Here is a 22,281-nt window from a genome sequence, read left to right as displayed (position 1 = left end):
AGCTGGAGGCGTCCGCTACAGCACATTCGCCGCATAACGCAGGCAATGCTGCCGACCTGTTGTCGCGCGGCGAGCCTGCGCTTGTGTGGCGCAAGATCATTGCGGACACGGAAACGCCCATCAGTGTGGCGACGAAACTGATGGAGCCAGAACGAGGCGACTTTTTGCTTGAGTCTGTCGAAGGCGGGGAAACGCGCGGTCGGCACAGTCTGCTGGGGCTCGATCCGGATCTCGTGTTCAAAGCCTCCAGCACGTCGGCGAGCATAAACCGCATCTGGCGGCATGATCGCGCGGCATTCGAGGCATGCGAGAATGACAGCCTGTTCGAACTTCGCGCGCTTGCGAGCAGTTGCAAGATCGACGTTCCAGAAGAGCTTCCCCCAGCTCTAGCCTGCCTGGTTGGCTATTTCGGCTACGAGACGGTTGGGTTGGTCGAAGACCTACCGCGCGCGCCGGATAGCCCGCTTGATCTTCCGGACATGCTGTTTGTGCGGCCAACACTCATATTTGTGTTCGACCGGCTGACGGATGAGCTCTTTTGCGTTGCGCCAATTTGGCAGGCGGATGATCCTGCGTCGGCCATTGATCATGCAGGCGACCGGATTGACGAGGCTTTGCGCTCGTTAGGCAAAACCCGCGAAGCGCCCATGGCTGCAGAGCCGCTACCTGATATGGCGCTTGAGCCGGTCATGGCTGGCGATGAATACAAAGCCCTGGTCGCACGGGCGAAGGATTACATCACAGCTGGCGATATCTTTCAGGTTGTGCTGGCGCAGCGTTTCACGTGTCCGTTTCCGCTGCCGCCGCTGGCATTGTACCGTGCATTGCGCCGTGTGAACCCTTCGCCGTTCCTATACTTTCTCGACCTGCCCGGCTTTGCCGTCGTCGGTTCGAGTCCAGAGATACTCGTGCGCGTGCGCGATGGCGAAGTCACAATCCGCCCAATCGCGGGAACAAGGCCTCGCGGCGCCACAGGCGCTGAAGATCGAGAGAACGAGAAAAGCTTGCTTGCAGACCCGAAAGAGCGTGCTGAGCATCTGATGCTGCTCGATTTAGGCCGCAATGATGTAGGGCGCGTCGCTGCGCGGGACAGTGTCACTGTGACGGACAGCTTCACAATCGAACGCTACAGCCATGTGATGCATATCGTCAGCAATGTGGTGGGCGATCTTGATGCGTCCAAGGACGCGCTCGATGCGCTGTTTGCAGGCTTTCCGGCTGGGACAGTGTCCGGCGCGCCAAAAATCCGCGCATGCGAGATTATCGCAGAGCTGGAGCCTGAAGCGCGCGGAGCCTATGCCGGCGGTGTTGGTTATTTCGCTCCGGATGGCTCGGTCGACAGCTGCATTGTCTTGAGAACAGCCGTCGTCAAAGATGGCGTCATGCATGTTCAAGCAGGCGCAGGGATCGTCGCGGACAGCGACCCGGACTACGAATTGGCGGAATGCAAGGCCAAGGCAGGCGCGTTAATCGCTGCCGCTAGAGAAGCGGCGCGCATTGCTGAAGAACCGGGGTTTGGTCAATGAGGTCTGTTGGAATTACTCTTTGCCTCGCGCTGCCTTTCGCTCTTTCCGCGTGTGAGCCAGCCCCTGAAGGTGAGCCTGTCACGCGCACGGAAATCGGCAAAGGCGCAGAAGAAGAGGCTGCAATGCGCGCTGAAGAGGAGCGCCGTGATCAAGCGGCGCTAGCGCAAACTTCTGTATGCTCTTCGGTTGAGTTTGAGAGCGTGCCGCTCACGCATTGCATTGCAGACCCGGCGCGGCACCGGATCCGCACAGCACTTGCGGACAATGAGGGCGAAGTGTTCGGCTCGCTCGACAGCTTCTCACAAACCGTCGACCAGGCGACAATCGCATTCGCGGTCAATGGCGGGGAGTTTGAACGCGGTGGTCGTCCAATCGGCTACTATGTCGAAGGCGGTGAACGGCTGGTGGAACTCGATCGCCAAGACGGCTCCGGCAATTTCTATTTGAAACCCAACGGCGTGTTCTATGGAACGGGAGGCGCATGGGAGATCAAGAGTGCCGATCGGTTCTACAGCACTGTCGGAGCGAGGCCGCAGTTTGGAACGCAATCCGGCCCGATGCTGGTGATCGACGGTGAACTCCACCCAGAGATACAGGACAACGGACCATCGAGAGCCGTCCGTAATGGTGTTGGTATCGATGCCGGAGGCCGCGCGCATTTCGTGATGAGCGAGGCCGCTCTCAGCTTCGGACAGTTAGCACGCTTCTTCCGGGATGAACTCAAGACGCCCAACGCGCTTTATCTCGACAGCAATGTGTCTTCCTTGTGGAACCCGGCAACTGCGCGGCTCGATGCAGAGGCAGCGCTTGGACCGTTGATTGTTGTGCTAAATGACGACGTCGAACAGGCTGAGGAGGCCGGCGAATGAGCGCTCCTGATATCCTCGTCATCGACAATTATGACAGCTTTACGTTCAATCTTGTCCATTACCTGATGGAGCTGGGCGCGAATGTGGAAACCGTTCGCAATGACGCGCTGAGCGCGCAAGAAGCGCTCGCGACAGGTGCGGCGGGTATCCTGATCTCGCCTGGCCCGTGCACGCCCAATGAAGCGGGCATCAGCCTTGAGGTCGTTGCAGCGTGTGCTGAAGCGAAGCACCCCTTGCTTGGTGTTTGCTTGGGCCATCAGTCGATCGGTCAGCATTTTGGCGGAACTGTCGCACAAGGCGGCCTGATGCATGGCAAGACTTCGCCTGTGACGCATGACAGCACCGGCGTATTTGCAGGGCTCCCCTCGCCCTTCACAGCGACCCGATATCACAGTCTCATCGTCGAGAACCTGCCTGAAGTACTCATCGCCAATGCCCATTCGAACGATGGATTCGTCATGGGTGTGCGGCATGCGGAGCTTCCGATCCATGGCGTGCAATTCCATCCCGAGAGCATTGCGACCGAGCATGGTCATGATCTGCTCGCCAATTTCATGGCAATATGCGAATTAAAGCCCGAGAGGCGAGCATGAGCATATTACCCGATCCCCATTCGCACCGCTTGAACGTCGAACAGGCCGAGCGTGCCTTTGGAATGATTCTCGATGGCGAGCCGAGCCAAGAGGACATCGAAGGCTTCCTTGTCGCGCTGGCTGACCGCGGTGAAACAGCGGGCGAGATTGCTGGTGCTGCCAAAGCGATGCGCGCGCGGGTCGTCTCCGTTCAAGCTCCCGATGGCGCGATTGATGTTTGCGGTACAGGCGGAGACGGACAACATACGCTGAATGTCTCGACCGCTGTAAGCCTAGTCATCGCGGCTTGCGGTGTCCCCGTTGCAAAGCACGGTAATCGCGCGGCAAGCTCCAAGGCAGGCGCGGCTGATACGCTGGAAGCGCTGGGTCTTGATATGGACGCGGCCGCCGCGACAGCTGAGAAGACTATAGCTGAGATCGGCATCGGCTTCCTGTTTGCGCAGAAGCATCACCCAGCCCTCGGCCCGATCATGCCGATCCGTCGCAAGATCGGGCGGCGCACCATCTTCAATCTCATGGGTCCCCTGTGCAATCCTGCTGGCGTCAAGAGCCAGCTTGTGGGGATCGCCAGTCCGCAATTCGTGCCGATTTACGCTGGCGCAATGGCCCAGCTCGACACCGAACATGCCATGATCGTGTCAGGCGATGAAGGGCTGGACGAATTGAGCCTAGCGGGCGGCAATGATGTCGCAGAAGTCCGTGGTAGCGAAGTGAACAGCTACCGGATCCGTGCGCGCGATGCTGAACTTGAAAGCGCCCCGATCGAAGCCATTCGCGGCGATGATGCAACGTATAACGCTGAGGCTTTGAAGAAGCTGCTGGATGGTGACAAATCCGCTTACCGTGATGCCGTACTTCTCAATGCGGCTGCCGCACTCAAAGTCGCTGGCAAAGGCTCAAGCTGGCCGGAACGCGCTGCTATCGCTGCAGAAGCGATCGATTCCGGAGCCGCGCGCGAATTGCTTGGCAAATGGATTGAGCTTGCTCAATAGGCCGATCCGATGAACAAGCTTGAAGAAATCTGCGCGAACAAGCGCAAAGAAGTCGCTGCTCGCAAGGCGCAATCCAGCCTTGACGATCTAGCCGCGCGTGCAAGCGAACAGACCGCTCCTCGCGGATTTGAGGCCGCACTTCGGCGGAAAGCGCAAGCTGGCTTTGCACTTATTGCAGAGATCAAGAAAGCTTCGCCTTCCAAGGGTCTGATCCGTAGCGATTTTCGGCCCGCAGAACATGCGCGCGCCTATCACCAAGGCGGCGCTGCCTGCTTGTCTGTCCTAACCGATGCGCCTTATTTCCAAGGCCATGAAGATTATCTAATCGAGGCTCGCGCGGCGTGCGACCTTCCTGCCCTGCGCAAAGACTTCATGGTCGATCCCTGGCAAGTTGCGGAGGCCCGCAGCATCGGTGCAGACGCGATCCTGATCATTGTGGCTGCGCTTTCGGATCCGCAGATGGCTGAGATTGAAGCCGCCGCAATTGAACACAATATGGATGTTCTTGTCGAAGTTCATGACGAAGATGAGATGGCACGCGCTCATGCGCTGAAATCACGTCTGATTGGCGTGAATAATCGCGATTTGAAGCGATTTGTGACGGACCTTGCCGTGACGGAACGGCTCGCGCCGCTTGCCCCGGAAGGGACACTTCTGGTCGGCGAAAGCGGAATTTCGACCCACGCAGACTGTGCTCGATTAGCGAAGAGCGGCGTAACAACTTTCCTCGTCGGCGAAAGCCTGATGCGGCAGGACGACGTTGCCGCTGCTACGCGCGCCTTATTGCAAGGCTGACCGGCGAAACCGGAGCTATCCTACGCGGAGAAGTTCTGGCATCAGGACCCGCATGAGCAATCCTACACGCCTTTCCCAACAAACCACCAAAACCCGCAGAATTCAGGGCGTTTTATTACCCCTAGGACTGTGTAACATGTGTATCCAACATGGCCGTGTCGGAGAGCATCTATGAGCAAGAATCTCACACATATTGATGCTGAAGGCGACGCGCGCATGGTCGATGTTGGCGCCAAAGCGGAAACGCCGCGCAAGGCGGTTGCAGGCGGACTTATCACCATGAGCGCGGAAGCGCTTGAAGCGATCAAGGCAGGCGACACGCCCAAAGGCGATGTCCTTGGTACGGCGCGCATTGCAGGGATCATGGCAGCCAAGCGCACGCATGAGCTGATCCCGCTTTGCCATCCGCTTGGCCTCGATGCGGTAAATGTCGATCTCGCGTTTGAAGAGAGCGGCGTACGGGTCAATGCAACCGCTTCACTCACTGGCAAAACCGGTGTGGAGATGGAGGCGTTGGTTGCAGCGAGCACAGCGCTGCTTACCGTCTACGACATGGCCAAGGCGCTCGATAAGGGCATGGTAATAAGCGACGTGCGTTTGCTTGAGAAGCAAGGAGGCAAATCCGGGCATTGGAAGGCGGATAGCGTCTAATGGGCCCGATGCTCGAACTTGAGGAAGCACAGCAGCGCCTGCTTGGGCTTGCTCAATTGATGCCTATTGAGACGGTCTCGCTGGACGCTGCCCAAGGCCGCTATTTGGCAAGCGATCTTCAGGCGAGGCGGACGCAGCCTGCTCGCGATCTCTCTGCAATGGATGGCTATGCAATTGGGCCAGGCGAAGGGCCATGGACGATGGTGGGCGAAAGTCGTGCTGGTACGCCGTATTCCGGTTCTATCGCCGATGGGCAGGCAGTGCGCATTTCGACAGGCGCCGCGCTCCCCGAAGGTTCTGACCGTATCCTAATTCAGGAGAATGCAGAGCTCGTTGGAGAAGCGGTCAAACTCACCTCGGATGCGCCGCGTGAAGGGCAGCATGTACGCAGGCGCGGGATGGACTTTGGCGAAGGCTCAGTTGTCCTGCCTTCGGGCACACGGATTGGTCCTGCTCAGATCGCGCTTGCGAGCAGTGCCGGGCATGGCACGCTCGAGGTTCGCAAAGCGCCTCGGATTGCTGTCATGGACAACGGAGATGAGCTTGCGGCTGATCCCTCGGACTGTGGACCTGACCAGATCCCGGCCAGTAATGGTCGGTTGCTGGAAGCCATGCTTCTGACATTGGGGTGCGAAGTGATGCGCATAGGACCTGTGCCCGACGAACGCGTGCCCCTCACAAATGCGCTCGCAGAAGCGGAGAGCTCAGATATCCTCGTCACCTCCGGTGGAGCATCCGTCGGCGATCATGATTTGATCAAGCCCGCGCTTGAAGAGTGGGGCGCGATACTCGGCTTCTGGAAAGTCGCGATCAAGCCGGGAAAACCGCTGATCTTGGCGACGCGCGGCAAGCAGGTCATCCTCGGCCTGCCGGGCAATCCGGTATCGAGCTTCGTCACCGCATTTCTATTCCTGTTGCCGTTGGTGCGTAAAGCCATGGGAGCGGCACACCCCCTGCCCCGCCGACTGCTCCTGCCCGCAGCGCAGGATATCGAAGCGGGTGGCGGCAGGCGCGAGTTCCTCCGCGCCATGTGGGACGAGACCGGCGTTACGCCGCTGCGCCTACAAGACTCGTCAGCGCTTGCGAATCTGGCCAAGGCACAATGCCTGATTGATCGGCCTGCCCGTGCAGAAGCGGTGAAAGTTGGAACGCTCGTTCCGGTCTATCCCCTCGAAAATGGCGCTATCGCTTGACTTAACCATTTTCGTTTCCTACTTGTTCCACATTCGTTCACCTTATCGGTGCGCGGTTGGCTAGGTCATCAGGCTTGGCTTTCGACTGAGGCGACAAGGGAGATTTTCGCCATGCTGACGGCAAAGCAGCACGAGTTGATACAGTTTATCCAGCAGCGCCTGGAAGAGACAGGAATTTCGCCGAGTTTTGAGGAAATGAAGGAAGCGCTCGATTTGAAGAGCAAATCCGGCGTTCACCGGTTGATTTCCGCTCTCGAAGAGCGCGGCTTCATTCGGCGTTTGCCCAATCGGGCCCGCGCATTGGAAGTGATCAAGCAGCCTACCGATTCCACGCCAGCTGGCCGTGTGGCTCCGGCCAACGATGTTGTAAGCAAGGTCACGAGCCCGCCTGCTGCGGCCGCTCCATCTCCAGCGAACGATGTCATCGAGATCCCGCTCCATGGCCGGATAGCTGCAGGTGCGCCGATCGAAGCGCTGGAAGGCCAGAGCTCGCTTCCGGTTCCTGCGGCCTTGCTCGGCTCAGGCGAACATTACGCGCTGGAGGTCTCGGGCGATTCCATGATCGAAGCCGGTATCTTTGACGGTGACTTCGCTTTGGTGCGCCGCGCCAACACTGCACGCGATGGGGATATTGTGGTTGCTCTTGTGCGCAATGAAGAAGCCACGCTCAAATATCTGCGCCGCGAGAATGGCCGTGTGCGGCTTGACCCGGCCAATGGCGCCTATGATCCACAGGTCTACGACGAGCACGAAGTCGAAGTGCAAGGCAAACTCGCAGGGCTTCTGCGGCGTTATCACTGATTTCAAACAAGGAATAAACTAGATGAATTTAGGACTTGGGCTGAATCTAGGCTCGAACACAAATACAGCACCCTCAGGCGAAGAGAGCGGGAAGAAGGACAAGAAGGACAAAAAGGATAAGGGTAAGAACAAAAATTCGTCTGCCAAGGCATGAACGCTTAGCGGTCGCGCTTCCACCAACCATGCTCCCCCTGGCGTGATGCGACCGTATCTACGCTCTCGTCCTCGAGCACAATGGCAAGCCCTCCTGTTTCTCGCAGAGTCCGACCATCCGCCTTTAGCCAGCGCGGCTTGCAACTTCGTGGAAGAAAGCGGTCAGCGACAACGATATCCGCTTCGGCACAGGCAGCGGCAAGCGCCCGTTCTTCGATTCGTTCGCGGCTTCGCGCCATAAGCAGGTTCCACTCGCGCCCTCCCCGCTCCAATTGCAACGCGCAGAAGTCGCGGCTGCATTGGGCCTCAGGCCACTCGGCAAGCGGGGTTGGTTCAGCGGTCACACTGGCGAGTTCGAGCAGATTGTCCTTTGCATAATCGGAGCGGCTATCTCTTAAACTCAGCAATTGCCCATCCTGCGCTTTAATCCCGACATGACGGCCATCATTGGAAATGAGAACGTCCGGGACCGGAGTGGCGAGCAACATAATGGTGCCAACTCCGATTGGTATAAAACCAGCAAGCCGTCGTCGTCCTTGCCAGAACGCCAGCCAGAAACTTCCTGCAAGGAACAGAGCGTAGTTCAAAGCGCTCATCTGCGGCATCAGCTTCACCGCGCCGGGTTGCTCGGCGGTGAAATGCGCGATCCAGATCAGCAGGTCTAGCGATCCGCCCACAAGCCACCATGCAGCAGCGCCTAGGCCAGCCAGATCGAGCACCAGTGCAATCGCGATCAATGGCATTGACACAAAGGTCACTAGCGGTATCGCGATCACATTGGCCAGGGCGCCGTAGACTCCGGCACGATGGAAGTGAAACAGAACGATGGGCATCAAAGCGAGCTCAATCACAAATCCAGTCACAAGGAGCATCACGGTTCTGCGGCTATTGCGGGCCAGCCAACTCTCTTCGCGCGGCGCCAGAAAGCGTTTCACGATCTCCGTGTTGTGTAGCGCCACGATGGCAATCACTGCGGCAAAGCTCATCTGAAAGCTCGGACCCACAATGGCTTCAGGCCACATAAGCAGGACGGCGAAAGCAGCCACCGCAACCATTCGCAGCGATAATGCTTCCCGCCCCATGGCGAGCGCGCCCAGTACCAACAGCGCCGCGATGCAGCTCCGCACCGTCGGCACTTCGGACCCTGTGAGCAGAGTGTAGCCGATACCAGCCAGCGCCCCCACCCCCGCAGCCAACACCGGCAGACGCACTCGCAATGCCAGAGCCGGCCAAAATGCCAGCAACTTCAATGCGAGAAGATATCCCGCTGCAATGACCGCGCTCACATGTAGACCACTGATGGACAGCAAGTGCGTGAGGCCAGCATCGCGCATCGCATCGTCGTCCGCTTCGCTTATCCCGCCCCGATCGCCGCTGGCAAAAGCCGCCGCAATTGCCCCCGCAGACCCGTCAAGCTCACCGCGCACATGACCGGAAAGGGAGCGCTGTACTTCGGCTAGGCCAGTTGACCGAGCCGAGCTCTCAACTACTGCGACCTCGCCGATCAGACTGCCCGTGGCCGCAAGCCCCTTGAACCAAGCAGCGCGAGCAAAATCGTACGAACCGGGCAGCATCGGCGATGCAGGCGGCATTAGGCGCACTCGCATTCGTAAGACGGATCCTTCTGCCATCTCCGCGCCGATGCGATCGATCGGCACGTTAACGCGGACCTTGCGGGCCTCCCCGCGCTCCGCATCGCGAATGGCCAATGTCAACCGAACGCGATCGCGCGCAGGCTGGTCTTCTCTAACGAGGACATAGCCTTCGATCCGCTCCACGACCGGGCGCTCGATGGGTTCTGCGCCAACCGTTTCAGAGCGTAGCCAGATGACGCATGTGCCAAGTGCAAAGGCGACCCCCAGACCGATCAACGCCCTTGCGACATTACTCCATCTGCCTTTCGCGCTGAGTGAAGCGAACCCTGCAATCGCAGTCAGGAACCCGAACCCGATCGTTGCCAGCCATTGCCAAGGCATCCCAAACACGAACCAGGCGACGATCCCACAACCAAAGGCAACAACCAGCCATGGTGCGCGGTCAAACCCCGACGAACTCAGGAATGTCTCTAGACTGTCAGCAATGCTGGACAATTGAGCCGCCTTGCGCCATTTGCGCTGCACCGCAACATGACCCGAAGAGGCAGCGGTTTCGTTCGCAGGCAAAATGACTGGCGCCGATGGGCTTTCCATATGAGCGCCTTGGATAGGAAAGACTTCATTATGGCAAGCCAAGGCGGTGCTGCTGACACGGGTGTGGTGACCCGCTTTGCTCCTTCACCGACAGGTTACCTGCACATTGGCGGCGCGCGAACTGCGCTTTTCAACTGGCTTTTTGCGCGCCACCACGGCGGCAAGGCCCTGCTCAGGATCGAAGACACAGATCGCAAGCGCTCAACCCAGGACGCCATTGATGCAATTCTAGACGGACTGTCCTGGCTTGGCTTGGACTACGACGAAGATCCTGTTTTTCAATCAGAACGTGCCGATAGACATGCCGAAGTCGCTCACAAGCTGCTTGAGGCTGGGCATGCCTATAAGTGCTTTGCGACGCCTGAAGAACTTGAAGCGATGCGGGCTGAGCAACGCGCCAACAAATTGCCTATGCGTTATGATGGGCGGTGGCGTGATCGCGACCCTTCTGACGCGCCTGAAGGAGTAACTTTCACGGTCCGGATTAAAACTCCGCAATCGGGTGAGACCCGGATCACTGACGCGGTCCAGGGCGAGGTCCGCGTCGCCAATGCAGAGATCGATGATTACATCATTCTTCGTGCTGACGGCACGCCGACCTACATGTTGGCTGTCGTAGTCGATGACCATGATATGGGCGTGACGCATGTGATCCGCGGCGATGATCACTTGAATAACGCGTTTCGCCAGCTTCCGATCTACCACGCGATGCAGCAGATCGAAGGCGATTGGGCCGAGCCTGTTTACGCGCATATCCCGCTCATCCACGGAGCGGATGGAGCCAAACTCTCCAAGCGCCACGGCGCGTTGGGTGTAGAAGCATATCGTGATGAGTTCGGCATCCTTTCAGAAGCTCTGTTCAATTACTTACTTCGCCTTGGTTGGGGTCATGGCGATCGCGAGGAGATCACCTGCGAGGAAGCGATAGAGCTGTTCGACTTAAGTGGTGTTGGCAAGTCACCATCACGCTTTGACATAAAGAAGCTGGAAAACCTGAACGGGCACTACATTCGCGAAGCGGACGATGCCGCACTGGCAGGACTGGTTGCAGCGCGCATGTCAGGAGACATCGATACGGATTTGCTCGCGCAGGCGATGCCGGTCCTAAAGACACGCGCGAAGAACCTTGATGAACTGGCTGAAGGCAGTGCCTTCCTATTTGCGAAGAGACCGCTTGAGATGACTGAAAAAGCGGCAAAATTGCTCGATGATGAGGCTCGGATTCGTTTAAGCACTTTGGCGCAACGTCTTAAGCAAGAAAATCACTGGACAATCGAGTCACTCGAAGCCACTACCAAAGCACTCGCCGAGGAACTGGATCTGGGCCTCGGCAAGCTCGCGCAGCCATTGCGTGCAGCTCTTACCGGGACGACCACTTCGCCCGGTATTTTCGATGTTCTGGTCCTTTTGGGACGGGATGAGTCGCTCGCACGGATCGACGCGCAGACGGGCGCGGCGAGTTAAACCAACGCGAGACGCAGAAGAGGAGAATGAAGTTGTCGGACAAGCATGCCAAGCTTGAACTCGGGGGTCAAAGCTACGAATTTCCTGTGCTGGAAGGCAGCACCGGTCCCGATGTAGTCGACATTCGCAAGCTCTACGGTCAAACCGGAGCCTTCACATTCGATCCGGGATATAAGTCAACCGCGAGCTGTGAGAGCGCGCTGACTTATATCGACGGCAATGAAGGCATCTTGCTTCACCGTGGCTATCCAATTGGCCAGCTTGCTGAGCATTCCTCATTCATGGAAGTGTCGTACCTGCTCCTCAATGGCGAGCTGCCGAATCAGGCTGAGCTGGACGACTTCACTTACACGATTACGCGGCACACTATGCTGCACGATCAGCTTCGCCAGTTCTATCAGGGCTTCCGCCGCGATGCGCACCCGATGGCAATCATGTGTGGTGTGGTTGGCGCACTGTCTGCGTTCTACCACGACAGCACCGACATTTCTGATCCCGAGCACCGCAAGATCAGCTCGCATCGTCTTATCGCGAAGATGCCAACGATTGCTGCGATGGCTTACAAATATGCTGTCGGCCAGCCTTTCATGCAGCCGAAGAACGATCTCAGCTACACCGGCAATTTCCTGCGGATGACCTTTGGCGTTCCAGCTGAAGAGTACGAGATCCATCCGGCGATCGAAAAAGCGATGGATCGCATTTTCATTCTGCACGCTGACCATGAGCAGAACGCGTCGACATCGACCGTCCGCTTGGCAGGTTCTTCCGGCGCGAACCCGTTTGCCTGCATCGCTGCTGGCATTGCCTGCCTGTGGGGTCCTGCACACGGCGGAGCCAACGAAGCAGCGCTCAACATGCTGCAGGAGATCGGCACGCCTGACCGTATTCCGCACTATATCGAGCGTGCGAAGGACAAGAACGATCCGTTCCGCCTGATGGGCTTCGGTCACCGGGTTTACAAGAATTATGACCCGCGCGCGACTGTGATGCAAAAGACTTTGCGCGAAGTGTTCGAAGCGCTTGAAACGACAGATCCGGTCTTCGAAGTCGCGCTAAAACTCGAAGAAATCGCGCTGAACGACGACTACTTCAAAGAGAAGAAGCTCTTCCCTAATGTGGACTTCTATTCCGGCATCATTCTGAGCTCGGTTGGCTTCCCGACAACCATGTTTACAGCATTATTCGCCTTGGCTCGGACTGTGGGATGGGTCGCGCAATGGAACGAGATGATCTCTGATCCAGGTCAGGTTATCGGTCGTCCGCGCCAGCTTTACACAGGCCCGACTGCGCGCGACTACGTTCCGGTCAGCGAGCGCTAAGCAATGTTCTGGCGAGCCATGCGTTTGCTGCTGCAAGCGCTTGGCCTCGCGCTGTGCTTGTCGGGAGGGCTTTGGACCCTGCAGGGTTTCGGGATCGTCCAATGGCCAGCCAACAGCTTTATGCTGGGCGAGACCCAATGGGCCCTTCGCGGGATGATCGCCTTTGCGATCGGCGGCATTCTGATATGGCTCGGTTTTCGCAAGTCTTAGCTTGGTTGTCCCGCTGGTTGCAGCGCCAGCGTGAACTTGGCGCCCTCGCCTTCTGCGCTTTCCACCATCAGCTCGCCTTCCATCGCGTGCGCGAGTTTGCGCGAGATGTAGAGGCCTAAGCCAGAGCCGCTTTCATCATCACGACCTAGCCGTTCAAATTTGTTGAAGATGCGGTCCTGCTTGTCTGCGTCCAAACCCGGTCCTTGATCTGCAACACTTATGCAAACGCGCGCTTGCTTGTCTCGTGCAATCTCAAGGGTGATCGAACTGCCTTCTGGCGAATAGGCAATCGCGTTGCCGACCAGATTTATCACGATTTGAAGGACCCGACGCAGATCGGCCAAAGCGTGCTTTTCGGCTGTTTCTGGAGGGCCAGCGATCGCGATATTCTTCTCTTGAGCCCGTTGGCTCAGCATCGCAACCGCCCGCTTTGCGACCTCGGTAAGATCGACTTTCTGCAGATCAACCGCGAAGTCGTCAGCTTCAACGGCCTCCATATCTGCCAGATCATCGAGCAAGCTCATCAAGTGCTGGCCGGCTGCGGCAATATCGCCAGCGTACTCGCTGTATTCCTCGCGCACAGGCCCCGCGAGCTTGCCGCGGATTGTCTCGGCATTGCCAATGATCCGCGTGATCGGTTCGCGCAAAGCTGGTGTGAGAGCGCTGCCAATGATACTGGGTTGTGACCGTTCATCGGACGATCCGGGAGTTTTTGCCGGTTCGCGCGGTTGCTCGGCTACCAGCAGCAGCTCAAAGCCCGTCGGGTTCAGATTTGCCGAGCCGATGGGCAACAGGCGCACCTTCCATTTGCGCTCCGAGCCGGGCACGACACATTCAACGCCATCGAGCAAACGCCAATGGAGAGGCTGCCGGTGAGCGACACCTTGCAGTTCGATGTAGTCTGTCCAATTCTGGCCCGGCTGTGCGCGGATTGCGGCATCCAATCCGACTAAATCCTCTCCCGTGGAGGAGAATGCGCGAATGCATTGCTGTGCGTCGAGCCTGGCGAGAAATTCGGCAGCAGCACGATCGACCGCGTCGCCCAATTCCGCCTGTTCGGCATCTTCAATCTCGAAGGATTCTCGCTTCCAGTTCTCAATCAACACTTCATAGCTGTCGGACGTGTCCGCACCGTCAGTTTGCGGTCTAATCCGAATGAAGCCGGACACACGCTCATCACCATCGAATGCTGTGAATTCACGCGCGATGCTCAAGCCCATCGTGCCCGCCTGTTTCACAAGGTCGAGCAGTTCCGGAATGGCGATCAGGCCGGGTATGTGTCCGCCGCAACGCCTCTGGAGGTCAGCCAGCGGTCCTTCGGCGGAAAGAAGAAGCCCTTCAGCATCCGTTAGCCCGCGGGCGGCAAGCAAGGCATCATTGGTCGCCATCAGGCCTTCCGTGCTGCTTGTGGTGTTCCGCGCGCACCACTCAGCATGCTGAGCGCCTGACGCGCGCCAATCGCGTCGAATCCGGCGGGCAATGCCATTTCAGGGTGTATGAGAGCAATCTGGCGAGCAACCTCTGCGGGCTTAACCCCCGCGCCGCGCAGTGTCAGAGCCAGTCTCGCCACTTGGCCATCATGGCAAGCGAGGACCGCAAGTTCTCTTGGCTGGCGTGTGACGCTGGCAATGGAGCTTGCAAACAGGGAAACACCGGCATGATCCAGAGAGAGCGCCGCATGCACTCCCCCTTTCATCGCGATGACGAGGCGATTGAGCAGTCCCAGGCGGCCCGCGGCCTCGTCATGAGCATCACGCAAGGCTCGTTCTGCTTCACTGAGGACCTCAGGCGGGATCTCGCGGCTGAAGCGCCGCCAAATGGAGAGTACCTGATGAAAAAGCTCGCTGGGCAGCTCTGCCAGGGGCAGGTTCATCCGCCGCTGAAACTGCATGAAGCGCGCTTGTGAGGCCATCGTTGCCATCGCAAGCTCGGCGGTCTCATCTTGATCGGATGCGATGAGCTCCTGCAGGAGCGGGGAAAGTACAGGATCAATGCCTGCGTTTTCTTCCAATCCGTTTGCAAAATGCGCCTCGACGGCGAGCGCGTAGACATGGCTCAGGATAACGGTCGAAGAAACAAATCGCTGACTCAATCCATCGACCAGCTCAGGATCGAGCGCAATTTCGCCGTCTAATACCGATTGCTGCGCGCGCAGGACCTGCTCGGCCACATCGCTCAGCATACCGCGAATCTTCGCTACGATGGCATCGCTGACCAGCGATTGTCCGGTTCCGGCGAGCAAATGAGTGAGTACCGGCGCGACACCGGCCAAAGCCACATCCCCTTGCGCCAATTCCTGACGCAAGATCGCCTCTAGCTGGCCCAAGGAGGCTGAAGGTGTGGCATCATAACTCATCACATGTGCCATAGCGCGCTATGGTTAAACCTGTGTTAGCCGCGCATATCCTTCCGAAATCAATACGAAGAGGAGGAGGATAAGGATCACTACCGGCAAAGCCGTTGAAAGGACGCCGACTGACGCAAAACCCAGCAGAATGAGGGCCAAGCCCATCCGATCCCGCCAGAATGGTCGCATGGGCTTGGGGCCCAAGCGGGCTGCGAGCCGCCATAGTCCGACGAGCAGAACGGGCTCGAAAGCAGCATCAAGGATGGGCTTGGGGAGCCGCGGTAGAGCCAAGGCCGCTACGATCACAAGATCAACCATCGCATTGATCGCCATGGCAAAACGGCGGCTGAAGGAAGATCCGGAAAGCCGCGATCTCAAATGGCGAAGCGCCTGAGACAAAGAAATCGCGAGGCATCCGAGGCCAATAACCGCGAGACTGGCTGCAAGTAAGCCATACCATGACAAGATAAGGCCACCGATTAGCGACACGCCACCGATGCCCAAAGCAACACTGGGACCATTCCCAAGATGATCAGGCGCCAAACTGCGCGCAAGCAAACTGCCTAGCTTCTCACCCAGCCCCGCCCAGCTCGCTTTAGCAGCGCTGTTGTCCAGCAGTGCTTTCTCGCGCTCCACCAAATCATTGGGCGACCGGACGAGCAGCACTTCTCCGGTGTTCAAATGGAGCTCATCCACGGGAACAAGGCGCGTTCCTGACTGCAGAGCCATGCGCAAGAGCAGGGATACGGTGTCGCCGTCTGCAGGCATGTCCGACAATTGTTCGCCTATGCTGCCTCGAGCGACCAAAAGCCCTGCCCATGCGTGCTCGGGATCGATGCGCTCAAACCCCTTCTCAACGCCCGGATAGTCAGAGATGGACGCTACCCCGCGACGCTCTGCGAAATGCTCGCGAGCGATCTCCGGATCGAACAGAAGCCCATCTGCCATAACGAGCAAATCCTGATCTGCGGTGATCTTGCCGAGAAGATGGCGCGGCCCGCCTATAAAGTCGATCCCTATGCGCGCAGTTCGCGCATGGCGCTCGATTTCTTCGCTGGTTTCGCCGCCTCCTTCAACCAGGCAGAGGACTTTCTCGCAGCCCAAGGTCTTGGCGAGGTCAATCTGCCAGGCGATGATCGGCCTGCCCCCGAGCGGCACGAGAGCACGTGGCCGACCATCAGCTACATTCTCCAATGCTGAAAGTAATGCGATGCGCATTGAGGCTGGTTTCCCCGCAGATACGCGCGGAGAATAGATGCTTGCCACGGGCAGGCCAAGTGCTGCACACAGCTGAATTGGCGCTTACCCACGAATGAGCGCGCTCGAGCATCGGTTTTGATCTATTGGTTAGGCTGATTGCGGCACAAAATCGTCGAGCAAAGCGTCGATGCGGCGCAACACACCCGGTTCGCCGGGCACAGCAGCGAGAGCCTCTTCTGCAAGCTCTTCTAGCTCGCCTGCATGAAAACTTGCCGCAAGGCCCAGTAAGCGTTGGGCTGCAACACGCCAGTTACCATCGCAGCGTGCCCGCCGCAGCAGGTCCACTTGCCGACGGGCGCTCTCTGCAAATACCGAGCGCAACTCTGCCATCAGCGCAGGATCTTCTCCTGCAGCTGCAGCCAAGGTTGCGTCTAATGCTCCACGTTCGAATGCCATGAAACGTTTCATAACGGGCTTGTGGTTAAAACAGGGTTTAATGATCTCTGTTTTCCGGTAGTTTAACCGAATGACCCAGGGATCTCGCATTATCAATGCCGTCGGCGCTGGAATTCAGGCCGATATGGACAGTACAAACCCTTCAAAAGCCGGAGAAAGCGCGGAAGATGCGCTCATTCTGCAGTCTGAGTGGGTCCAGCCTGACCCGCTGGGCGTTCTGGAGCTTGGCCCTGATTATTTGATGGAAGAAGCCGAGGCGAGCATTGCGAATGCGCAATCCATGCTGGAAGAAGTCGCAGAACCGGTCGTTAAATCATCCATCCTGGGTTGGTTGATTCCGTCTTTTGCCGGACTTGCTATCGTCGCATGGACGGGCTTTTTCGGTTACACGTACTGGCAGCAGATGATCAGCGGCGCTGCTCTGTCGCAATGGACTGCGTGGACCAGCGAATGGGCAGTCCCGGTACTGCTAGTCGGCGTTGCGTGCTTGCTCGCGCTTAGAAATAGCCATGCGGAAGCCCGTCGGTTCGGTGATACGGCCGCCATGCTGTCGCGCGAAGCCCGCGAGCTGGAAGATCGCCTGACGGTTGTGAACCGCGAGCTGAGCCTCGCGCGCGAATTCCTTGGTACGCAGTCACGTGAACTTGATTCGCTCGGGCGCATTGCTGCGGACCGGCTTACCACGCATGCCGGGGCGCTTGAGGGTCTGATCTCGAAGAACAGCGACAAGATCGATTCCATTGCGACAGTGAGCAACACAGCTCTCGCGAATATGGAGAAATTGCGCGCTGATCTGCCGGTTATCTCCAATTCGGCCAAGGATGTTTCAAACCAGGTGGGTAATGCTGGGCGGACCGCACAAGAACAGCTTGGGAAGCTTGTTTCGGGTTTTGAGCGCCTGAACGAATTCGGTAGCGCCAGCGAACGGCAGGTTTCGAGCTTCGACGAAAAAGTCAGCTCTACCCTCGACACATTTGAAGCGCAGCTTTCGCGTCTGAATGATGCGGCAGACGAGCGCTTTGCAGCGCTTACAGAACGCAGCATGTCATTTCGCAAGGAATTGACCAGCGGCGAGACAGAAGCGATCGAAGCCATGCGCAATCGGACGGAGAAGCTTCGCCAGGACGTCAGCGCCATGCGCGGAACTCTCGCTGTCGAAGAAAGCAAATCCATTGCAGCAATGCGCGGAAATATCGAAACTCTGCGGAAAGATGCCGAAGCGATGTCCAGCGCACTGCGCGAACAGGAAACCGCGACGCTTGCGGGGCTCGATCAAGCCAAGGAACGCTTTTTTGCCGGCATGAAAGATGTCGTCGAACGCATCAACGTGCTCGACCAACAAGCAGTTGGATCAGCACGCGAGCGAGTAAAAGCACTTCACGCTGAAGCGAGTGAATTCGACGAGCGTTTGCGTCTGCGCGATGCTCAGATCTCGGACGAGATCACAAAACGCCAAGATGCGTTGACCGCGCGCGAGGCGGAACTGATCGAAAGCCTCGCCACGCGTTTGGCTGAACTCGACTCTTCCTTAAGTGAGCGTAGCGAAGCACAAGAAGCACGCACACGGCGGCTCGCGGAGCAGAGCGAGATTATTTCCGGCCAGGTCAACGAGCTCAAGGGCCTGTTCGCAACTGTCGCGGAAAGCGCGACCGCAGCAGAGAGCAATCTCGCCGGATCGCTGGAGAGCTTTAGAGGCAAAGTGCTTGACGGTGAGGAACACCTCAATCGAACCGGAAAAGCGGTCAACGATCTGACAGATGCAAGCATGCGCTTGATGGAATTGATCGATTCCTCAGCACAACACGCTAGGGACGAGTTTCCTAAGGCCGCGTCGCTTGCCGCTTCCGCAATGCAACCGGTCGAAGACCGGGCAGTCATGCTGTCGACTACTATGGATGAAGCGGCCAGGCGCGCCGAACGCGTATCGCAGTACATCCAGACGACAAATGACAGCATTGCGACAACCAGCGAAGCACTTGATGGTTTGCAGCACTCGCTCACGGAACAATCAGAAGCCATGCTCGGCCATGTCAATCAGCTCCGCGACACGCTGCGCATGCTTGACGCAGATGGAGAAAAGCTCACATCCAAAACCACCCGAGAATTAAGTGGAGCAATGGCAGGGTTGGAAACGTCCATTCAGGCTGCTTTCTCCACGATGGAAGCAGGAACCAACACCAAGCTTGGCGCAGTCGCGCAAGGCCTGAGCCAGGAAGCGGCACAAGCTATCGAAACCGCGCTGAGCGAACGGCTTTATGAAGTGTTAGCCCGCATCGAAGCGCGCGCTCAAACGGCTACTGGCGCGAGCAAGCAAGCAGCGGAACAGCTCAAGTCCCAGCTTGAAGAAGTGAACACTCTTGCCGGCAATCTTGAAGTTCGGGTCGCGAATGCGCGCCAGCAGGCCAACGAGCAAACAGGTCCTGATTTTATGAGACGCATGGCGCTTGTGATGGAGAGCCTGAACTCGCATGCGATCGATATCACCGGCGCGCTCTCCAGCGATGTCAGCGACACAGCCTGGGCGTCTTACATGAAGGGTGACCGCGGTATCTTCACTCGCCGTGCCGTCAAATTGCTGGACAGCGGCGAAGCACGGGAAATCGCTGCACTATACCAGAAAGATGACGACTTCCGCGCGCACGTCAATCGCTACATCCATGACTTCGAGAGCATGTTGGCTACTATGCTCGCGACGTCAGAAGGTAACGCGCTTAGCGTCACTATGCTGGGATCAGACATCGGCAAATTGTACGTAGCACTGGCGCAGGCAATCGAACGACTGCGCAGCTAGATCTCCCTCAACATCCTGGCCGGTGCCTATTGAGGCGGTTCAGGCCAGAAGTTGATATCGTCAACAGTGATCCAGCCATATTCGAAGTTTGCGACATAGAGCGCGGTAAGAACCGCGGCGATTATCGTTGCGCGCAAGACCAGTTTTCCTGGCTGGAAGTTAACTGGCGCACTATCAGCCTGCCCCGCTACCTTGGCGACGCCAGCTTCGTCCGCTGTCTTCACCCCGAATGGCAATGAGACAAACGCTGTCATAACCCACACCAGCAGGTAAATCGCTGCAATCGAAGTCCATTCCATCAGTCAGAGCTCGCCAAGTTGATCACCCGCACTTGCGGGCGTTTGCCTGACCAACGCTGTGCAGCCCGTCTGGTTGCAATGCGCACCGCTTCTGACCGCGCAGCTTGATCCTTCGCATCATATCCTCGCAGCTTTTGCAGCGCCTTAAGCGAGTCCTCGACTGCTTCAGCGTAGAACCCTTCGAGATCCTCATCGAGCGGAAGCCCCATCGCTTCGACCGCGACCACGCCTCCCGCATCGATGACGGTCATAACAACGCCTTCATATGCAATGCGGCGGCGCATAGTGACGCCTTCACCATCAGCAGGAGTGATAAGATCGCCATCGAGCACCAAACGCCCTGCCCTGACTTCTGTGACTTTACCCGGCTTCCCTGGCGCGAGCCGCACCAGATCGCCGTTCTTCTGCACGACTTGCGACGGGATGCCGCATAATCGCCCAAGCCTCGCCTGCTCGTTCATGTGCCGGATTTCGCCATGCACCGGGATGAGCACTTCAGGATTCAACCATTCATAGAGCGCTTCCAATTCTGGGCGTCCGGGATGGCCAGAGACATGGATCGCACTCTGCCGATCAGTCACCATCACGATCCCGCGATCGGCCAGCTGGTTCATAACCCGACCGATCGAAAGCTCGTTGCCAGGTATTTGCCTGCTCGAGAACAGCACAACATCACCGCGTACAAGCTCAAGCGGATGGTTTTCATCAGCGATGCGAGCGAGTGCTGCACGAGGTTCACCCTGCCCGCCTGTAGCAATGATCAGCACCTCGCCGCGCGGCAGCCCCATCGCTGTGTCAAAATCAACAGTGTCGGGAAAATCCTGCAGATAGCCATTGTCCTGCGCGACTTCGATGATGCGATCGAGCGAACGTCCCGCAACGCAAAGCTGCCGTCCTGTCTCGCGCGCGACTTCACCAAGCGTCTGCAGCCGCGCGACGTTTGACGCAAAAGTGGTCACAAGTACGCGGCGTCCTGTGTGCTTTGCGACCTCTGCCATCAGAGCGCGGTGCACCGCCCCTTCAGAGCCACTTGGGTTGGGATTGAAGACATTGGTGCTGTCGCAAACCAGAGCCAAGACGCCCTCTTCACCGATAGCGCGAAGTTCTTCCTCTGTGGTCGGCTCGCCGATGATCGGCTCTTCGTCCAGCTTCCAGTCGCCTGTGTGGAACACCCGCCCATAGGGCGTGTCGATCAGCAGCGCGTTTCCTTCAGCGATCGAATGCGCGAGCGGAATGTAAGTGATGTTGAAGGGGCCGATATCGAAGCTGCCATGATCTTCTTCGATCACATTCAGCTCAACAGTGTCGAGCAGCCCTGCCTCTTCCAACTTGCGCGCCACCAGATCCGCTGTGAACGGCGTCGCATAGAGCGGTACTCCCAATTCCTCAGCAAAATAGGGAACCGCGCCAATATGGTCCTCATGCGCATGCGTAAGGACTATACCGAGCAGGTCTTTCGTGCGTTCTTCGATGAAATCGAGGTCGGCGAAAACAAGGTCGACGCCGGGATACTGATCGCCGGAAAACGTCATTCCCAAGTCGACCATCAGCCATTTGCCGTCAGCACCGTAAAGATTGACGTTCATGCCAATCTCGCCGGAACCGCCGAGCGCTAGAAACAGCAGTTCTTTTTCAGGCGTGAAGTCTTTTTTCACTTGGAGGCATGCTCCGCCAGAATTGCGAGGCCCTGTATGGTCAGATCAGCATCGACATGGTCGAAAATCTCGGTCTTCTGATCGAACAGGATCGCCAATCCTCCGGTCGCAACGATCTTCGCTGGACGACCGATTTCCGCGCGCATCCGTGCGATCAGACCTTCCATCATCGCGACATGCGCCCAAAATATCCCGATAAGCATCTGGTCCTCGGTATTGCGGCCAATCACGCTGGTATTCTCTGGCGCTTTGATAGCTATACGCGGGAGCTTCGCTGTCTTGCCCACCAAAGCATCGAGAGAAAGATTGATTCCCGGCGCAATGATCCCGCCCTTATAGGCTCCGTTGAAGTCAATCGCTTCGAACTTGGTCGCAGTGCCGAAATCGACCACGATCAGGTCGCCACCGTATTTTTCATGTGCAGCGAGGATGTTGAGGGCCCGGTCTGCTCCAAGAGAGCTCGGTTGATCGACATCGATTTCAAACGGCCATGCAGCTTTGCCTTGGCCTGCGATGATCGGGGTGATGCCGAAGTACTTCTCTGACAAGACAGTGAGGTTATGGTTCGCGCGGGGAACGACCGAAGCGAAGATGATCTGCTTGATATCCTCGCGCGCAACCCCTTCGATCTGAAGAAGCTGAAGCAGCCAGACGGCATACTCGTCCCCGGTACGACGCGGATCGGTTGCGATGCGCCAGCGCGCTTTGATCTTGCGGCCATCAAACAGCGCAAAGACCACATTTGTGTTTCCGACATCAGCGGCAAGCAGCATCTATT

The 22,281-nt window shown here is 57.8% G+C and carries 20 protein-coding genes; 12 read left to right on the top strand and 8 right to left on the bottom strand.

Going from position 1 to position 22,281, the window contains the following annotated elements:
• Positions 1-59 precede the first annotated feature (59 nt).
• The 8 genes from trpE (at position 60) to lexA (ending at position 7,420) form a co-directional block, all read left to right on the top strand.
• Positions 60-1,526: an anthranilate synthase component I gene (gene trpE, locus HUO12_RS03600; protein WP_269748055.1), complete on the top strand. Its 1,467-nt coding sequence runs from the start codon at positions 60-62 to the stop codon at positions 1,524-1,526.
• Positions 1,523-2,395 (top strand): phosphodiester glycosidase family protein, encoded by an 873-nt coding sequence (locus HUO12_RS03595; RefSeq protein WP_176272301.1) that lies wholly within the window; start codon positions 1,523-1,525, stop codon positions 2,393-2,395. The genes trpE and HUO12_RS03595 overlap by 4 nt, the downstream gene beginning before the upstream one ends.
• Positions 2,392-2,988, top strand: a complete 597-nt coding sequence (locus tag HUO12_RS03590) for an anthranilate synthase component II (RefSeq protein ID WP_176272300.1) — start codon at positions 2,392-2,394, stop codon at positions 2,986-2,988. The genes HUO12_RS03595 and HUO12_RS03590 overlap by 4 nt, the downstream gene beginning before the upstream one ends.
• Entirely contained in the window at positions 2,985-3,980 is a 996-nt protein-coding gene (gene trpD, locus HUO12_RS03585; protein ID WP_176272299.1) for an anthranilate phosphoribosyltransferase, read from the top strand. Before HUO12_RS03590 ends, trpD begins: the two co-directional genes overlap by 4 nt.
• A gap of 9 nt (positions 3,981-3,989) precedes the next feature.
• A complete protein-coding gene (gene trpC, locus HUO12_RS03580) occupies positions 3,990-4,775 on the top strand; it encodes an indole-3-glycerol phosphate synthase TrpC (protein ID WP_176272298.1) in 786 nt (261 codons plus the stop codon).
• Positions 4,776-4,946: 171 nt separating this feature from the next.
• Positions 4,947-5,426 carry a cyclic pyranopterin monophosphate synthase MoaC gene (moaC, locus tag HUO12_RS03575; RefSeq protein ID WP_176272297.1) on the top strand — a complete coding sequence of 160 codons (480 nt, stop codon included), beginning with the start codon at positions 4,947-4,949 and terminating at the stop codon, positions 5,424-5,426.
• Positions 5,426-6,619 carry a molybdopterin molybdotransferase MoeA gene (locus tag HUO12_RS03570; protein ID WP_176272296.1) on the top strand — a complete coding sequence of 398 codons (1,194 nt, stop codon included), beginning with the start codon at positions 5,426-5,428 and terminating at the stop codon, positions 6,617-6,619. Before moaC ends, HUO12_RS03570 begins: the two co-directional genes overlap by 1 nt.
• Positions 6,620-6,730: 111 nt before the next feature.
• Positions 6,731-7,420 (top strand): transcriptional repressor LexA, encoded by a 690-nt coding sequence (gene lexA / locus HUO12_RS03565; RefSeq protein WP_176272295.1) that lies wholly within the window; start codon positions 6,731-6,733, stop codon positions 7,418-7,420.
• 158 nt (positions 7,421-7,578) lie between these two features.
• Here lexA and HUO12_RS03560 read toward each other — a convergent pair whose 3' ends face one another.
• A complete protein-coding gene (locus HUO12_RS03560) occupies positions 7,579-9,762 on the bottom strand; it encodes a ComEC/Rec2 family competence protein (protein ID WP_176272294.1) in 2,184 nt (727 codons plus the stop codon).
• Between HUO12_RS03560 and gltX the strand changes: the two genes are divergently transcribed.
• From gltX to HUO12_RS03545, 3 genes are read left to right on the top strand one after another with little or no spacing between them, the layout of a single operon-like run.
• A complete protein-coding gene (gene gltX, locus HUO12_RS03555) occupies positions 9,763-11,226 on the top strand; it encodes a glutamate--tRNA ligase (RefSeq protein WP_408609439.1) in 1,464 nt (487 codons plus the stop codon).
• A 32-nt stretch (positions 11,227-11,258) separates the two neighbouring features.
• The gene (locus HUO12_RS03550) at positions 11,259-12,545 is read left to right on the top strand and encodes a citrate synthase (protein ID WP_176272293.1); all 1,287 of its coding nucleotides are present in this window, start codon (positions 11,259-11,261) and stop codon (positions 12,543-12,545) included.
• 3 nt (positions 12,546-12,548) lie between these two features.
• The gene (locus HUO12_RS03545) at positions 12,549-12,755 is read left to right on the top strand and encodes a hypothetical protein (RefSeq protein ID WP_232367297.1); all 207 of its coding nucleotides are present in this window, start codon (positions 12,549-12,551) and stop codon (positions 12,753-12,755) included.
• Here HUO12_RS03545 and HUO12_RS03540 read toward each other — a convergent pair.
• From HUO12_RS03540 to HUO12_RS03525, 4 genes are all read right to left on the bottom strand, one after another.
• On the bottom strand, positions 12,752-14,143 hold the full coding sequence (locus HUO12_RS03540; RefSeq protein WP_176272292.1) for a sensor histidine kinase: 1,392 nt from the start codon (positions 14,141-14,143) through the stop codon (positions 12,752-12,754). The two genes, HUO12_RS03545 and HUO12_RS03540, sit on opposite strands and share 4 nt — an antisense overlap.
• Positions 14,143-15,111 (bottom strand): hypothetical protein, encoded by a 969-nt coding sequence (locus tag HUO12_RS03535; protein WP_176272291.1) that lies wholly within the window; start codon positions 15,109-15,111, stop codon positions 14,143-14,145. Before HUO12_RS03535 ends, HUO12_RS03540 begins: the two co-directional genes overlap by 1 nt.
• Before the next feature lie 24 nt (positions 15,112-15,135).
• Positions 15,136-16,320: a glycosyltransferase family protein gene (locus HUO12_RS03530; RefSeq protein WP_176272290.1), complete on the bottom strand. Its 1,185-nt coding sequence runs from the start codon at positions 16,318-16,320 to the stop codon at positions 15,136-15,138.
• Positions 16,321-16,449: 129 nt separating this feature from the next.
• Entirely contained in the window at positions 16,450-16,758 is a 309-nt protein-coding gene (locus HUO12_RS03525) for an Hpt domain-containing protein (protein WP_176272289.1), read from the bottom strand.
• Between the two features lie 70 nt (positions 16,759-16,828).
• On the opposite strand from HUO12_RS03525, the gene HUO12_RS03520 reads away from it, so the two are divergent.
• Positions 16,829-19,549: an ATPase gene (locus HUO12_RS03520; protein ID WP_176272288.1), complete on the top strand. Its 2,721-nt coding sequence runs from the start codon at positions 16,829-16,831 to the stop codon at positions 19,547-19,549.
• A 26-nt stretch (positions 19,550-19,575) separates the two neighbouring features.
• Here HUO12_RS03520 and HUO12_RS03515 read toward each other — a convergent pair whose 3' ends face one another.
• Genes HUO12_RS03515 through HUO12_RS03505 form a run of 3 tightly spaced genes read right to left on the bottom strand, consistent with a single transcriptional unit; the run spans position 19,576 to position 22,276 of the window.
• Positions 19,576-19,848 carry a DUF1467 family protein gene (locus tag HUO12_RS03515; RefSeq protein ID WP_176272287.1) on the bottom strand — a complete coding sequence of 91 codons (273 nt, stop codon included), beginning with the start codon at positions 19,846-19,848 and terminating at the stop codon, positions 19,576-19,578.
• Positions 19,848-21,503 carry a ribonuclease J gene (locus tag HUO12_RS03510; protein WP_176272286.1) on the bottom strand — a complete coding sequence of 552 codons (1,656 nt, stop codon included), beginning with the start codon at positions 21,501-21,503 and terminating at the stop codon, positions 19,848-19,850. Before HUO12_RS03510 ends, HUO12_RS03515 begins: the two co-directional genes overlap by 1 nt.
• The gene (locus HUO12_RS03505) at positions 21,500-22,276 is read right to left on the bottom strand and encodes a type III pantothenate kinase (protein ID WP_176272285.1); all 777 of its coding nucleotides are present in this window, start codon (positions 22,274-22,276) and stop codon (positions 21,500-21,502) included. Before HUO12_RS03505 ends, HUO12_RS03510 begins: the two co-directional genes overlap by 4 nt.
• Positions 22,277-22,281 lie beyond the last annotated feature (5 nt).

Source organism: Altererythrobacter lutimaris (assembly GCF_013371495.1).
In the GTDB taxonomy this organism is placed as follows: Bacteria; Pseudomonadota; Alphaproteobacteria; order Sphingomonadales; family Sphingomonadaceae; genus Erythrobacter; species Erythrobacter lutimaris_A.
The sequence above is the reverse complement of the archived record's forward strand: the minus strand, read 5'-3'. Positions and strand labels throughout refer to the sequence as shown.

Bases quoted from the DNA above. Each gene is read 5' to 3' on its own strand.
- HUO12_RS03595 (WP_176272301.1), top strand. From the start codon at position 1,523: ATGAGGTCTGTTGGAATTACTCTTTGCCTCGCGCTGCCTTTCGCTCTT.
- HUO12_RS03590 (WP_176272300.1), top strand. From the start codon at position 2,392: ATGAGCGCTCCTGATATCCTCGTCATCGACAATTATGACAGCTTTACG.
- trpD (WP_176272299.1), top strand. From the start codon at position 2,985: ATGAGCATATTACCCGATCCCCATTCGCACCGCTTGAACGTCGAACAG.
- trpC (WP_176272298.1), top strand. From the start codon at position 3,990: ATGAACAAGCTTGAAGAAATCTGCGCGAACAAGCGCAAAGAAGTCGCT.
- moaC (WP_176272297.1), top strand. From the start codon at position 4,947: ATGAGCAAGAATCTCACACATATTGATGCTGAAGGCGACGCGCGCATG.
- HUO12_RS03570 (WP_176272296.1), top strand. From the start codon at position 5,426: ATGGGCCCGATGCTCGAACTTGAGGAAGCACAGCAGCGCCTGCTTGGG.
- lexA (WP_176272295.1), top strand. From the start codon at position 6,731: ATGCTGACGGCAAAGCAGCACGAGTTGATACAGTTTATCCAGCAGCGC.
- HUO12_RS03560 (WP_176272294.1), bottom strand. From the start codon at position 9,762: ATGGAAAGCCCATCGGCGCCAGTCATTTTGCCTGCGAACGAAACCGCT.
- gltX (WP_408609439.1), top strand. From the start codon at position 9,763: ATGAGCGCCTTGGATAGGAAAGACTTCATTATGGCAAGCCAAGGCGGT.
- HUO12_RS03545 (WP_232367297.1), top strand. From the start codon at position 12,549: ATGTTCTGGCGAGCCATGCGTTTGCTGCTGCAAGCGCTTGGCCTCGCG.
- HUO12_RS03540 (WP_176272292.1), bottom strand. From the start codon at position 14,143: ATGGCGACCAATGATGCCTTGCTTGCCGCCCGCGGGCTAACGGATGCT.
- HUO12_RS03535 (WP_176272291.1), bottom strand. From the start codon at position 15,111: ATGAGTTATGATGCCACACCTTCAGCCTCCTTGGGCCAGCTAGAGGCG.
- HUO12_RS03530 (WP_176272290.1), bottom strand. From the start codon at position 16,320: ATGCGCATCGCATTACTTTCAGCATTGGAGAATGTAGCTGATGGTCGG.
- HUO12_RS03525 (WP_176272289.1), bottom strand. From the start codon at position 16,758: ATGGCATTCGAACGTGGAGCATTAGACGCAACCTTGGCTGCAGCTGCA.
- HUO12_RS03520 (WP_176272288.1), top strand. From the start codon at position 16,829: ATGACCCAGGGATCTCGCATTATCAATGCCGTCGGCGCTGGAATTCAG.
- HUO12_RS03515 (WP_176272287.1), bottom strand. From the start codon at position 19,848: ATGGAATGGACTTCGATTGCAGCGATTTACCTGCTGGTGTGGGTTATG.
- HUO12_RS03505 (WP_176272285.1), bottom strand. From the start codon at position 22,276: ATGCTGCTTGCCGCTGATGTCGGAAACACAAATGTGGTCTTTGCGCTG.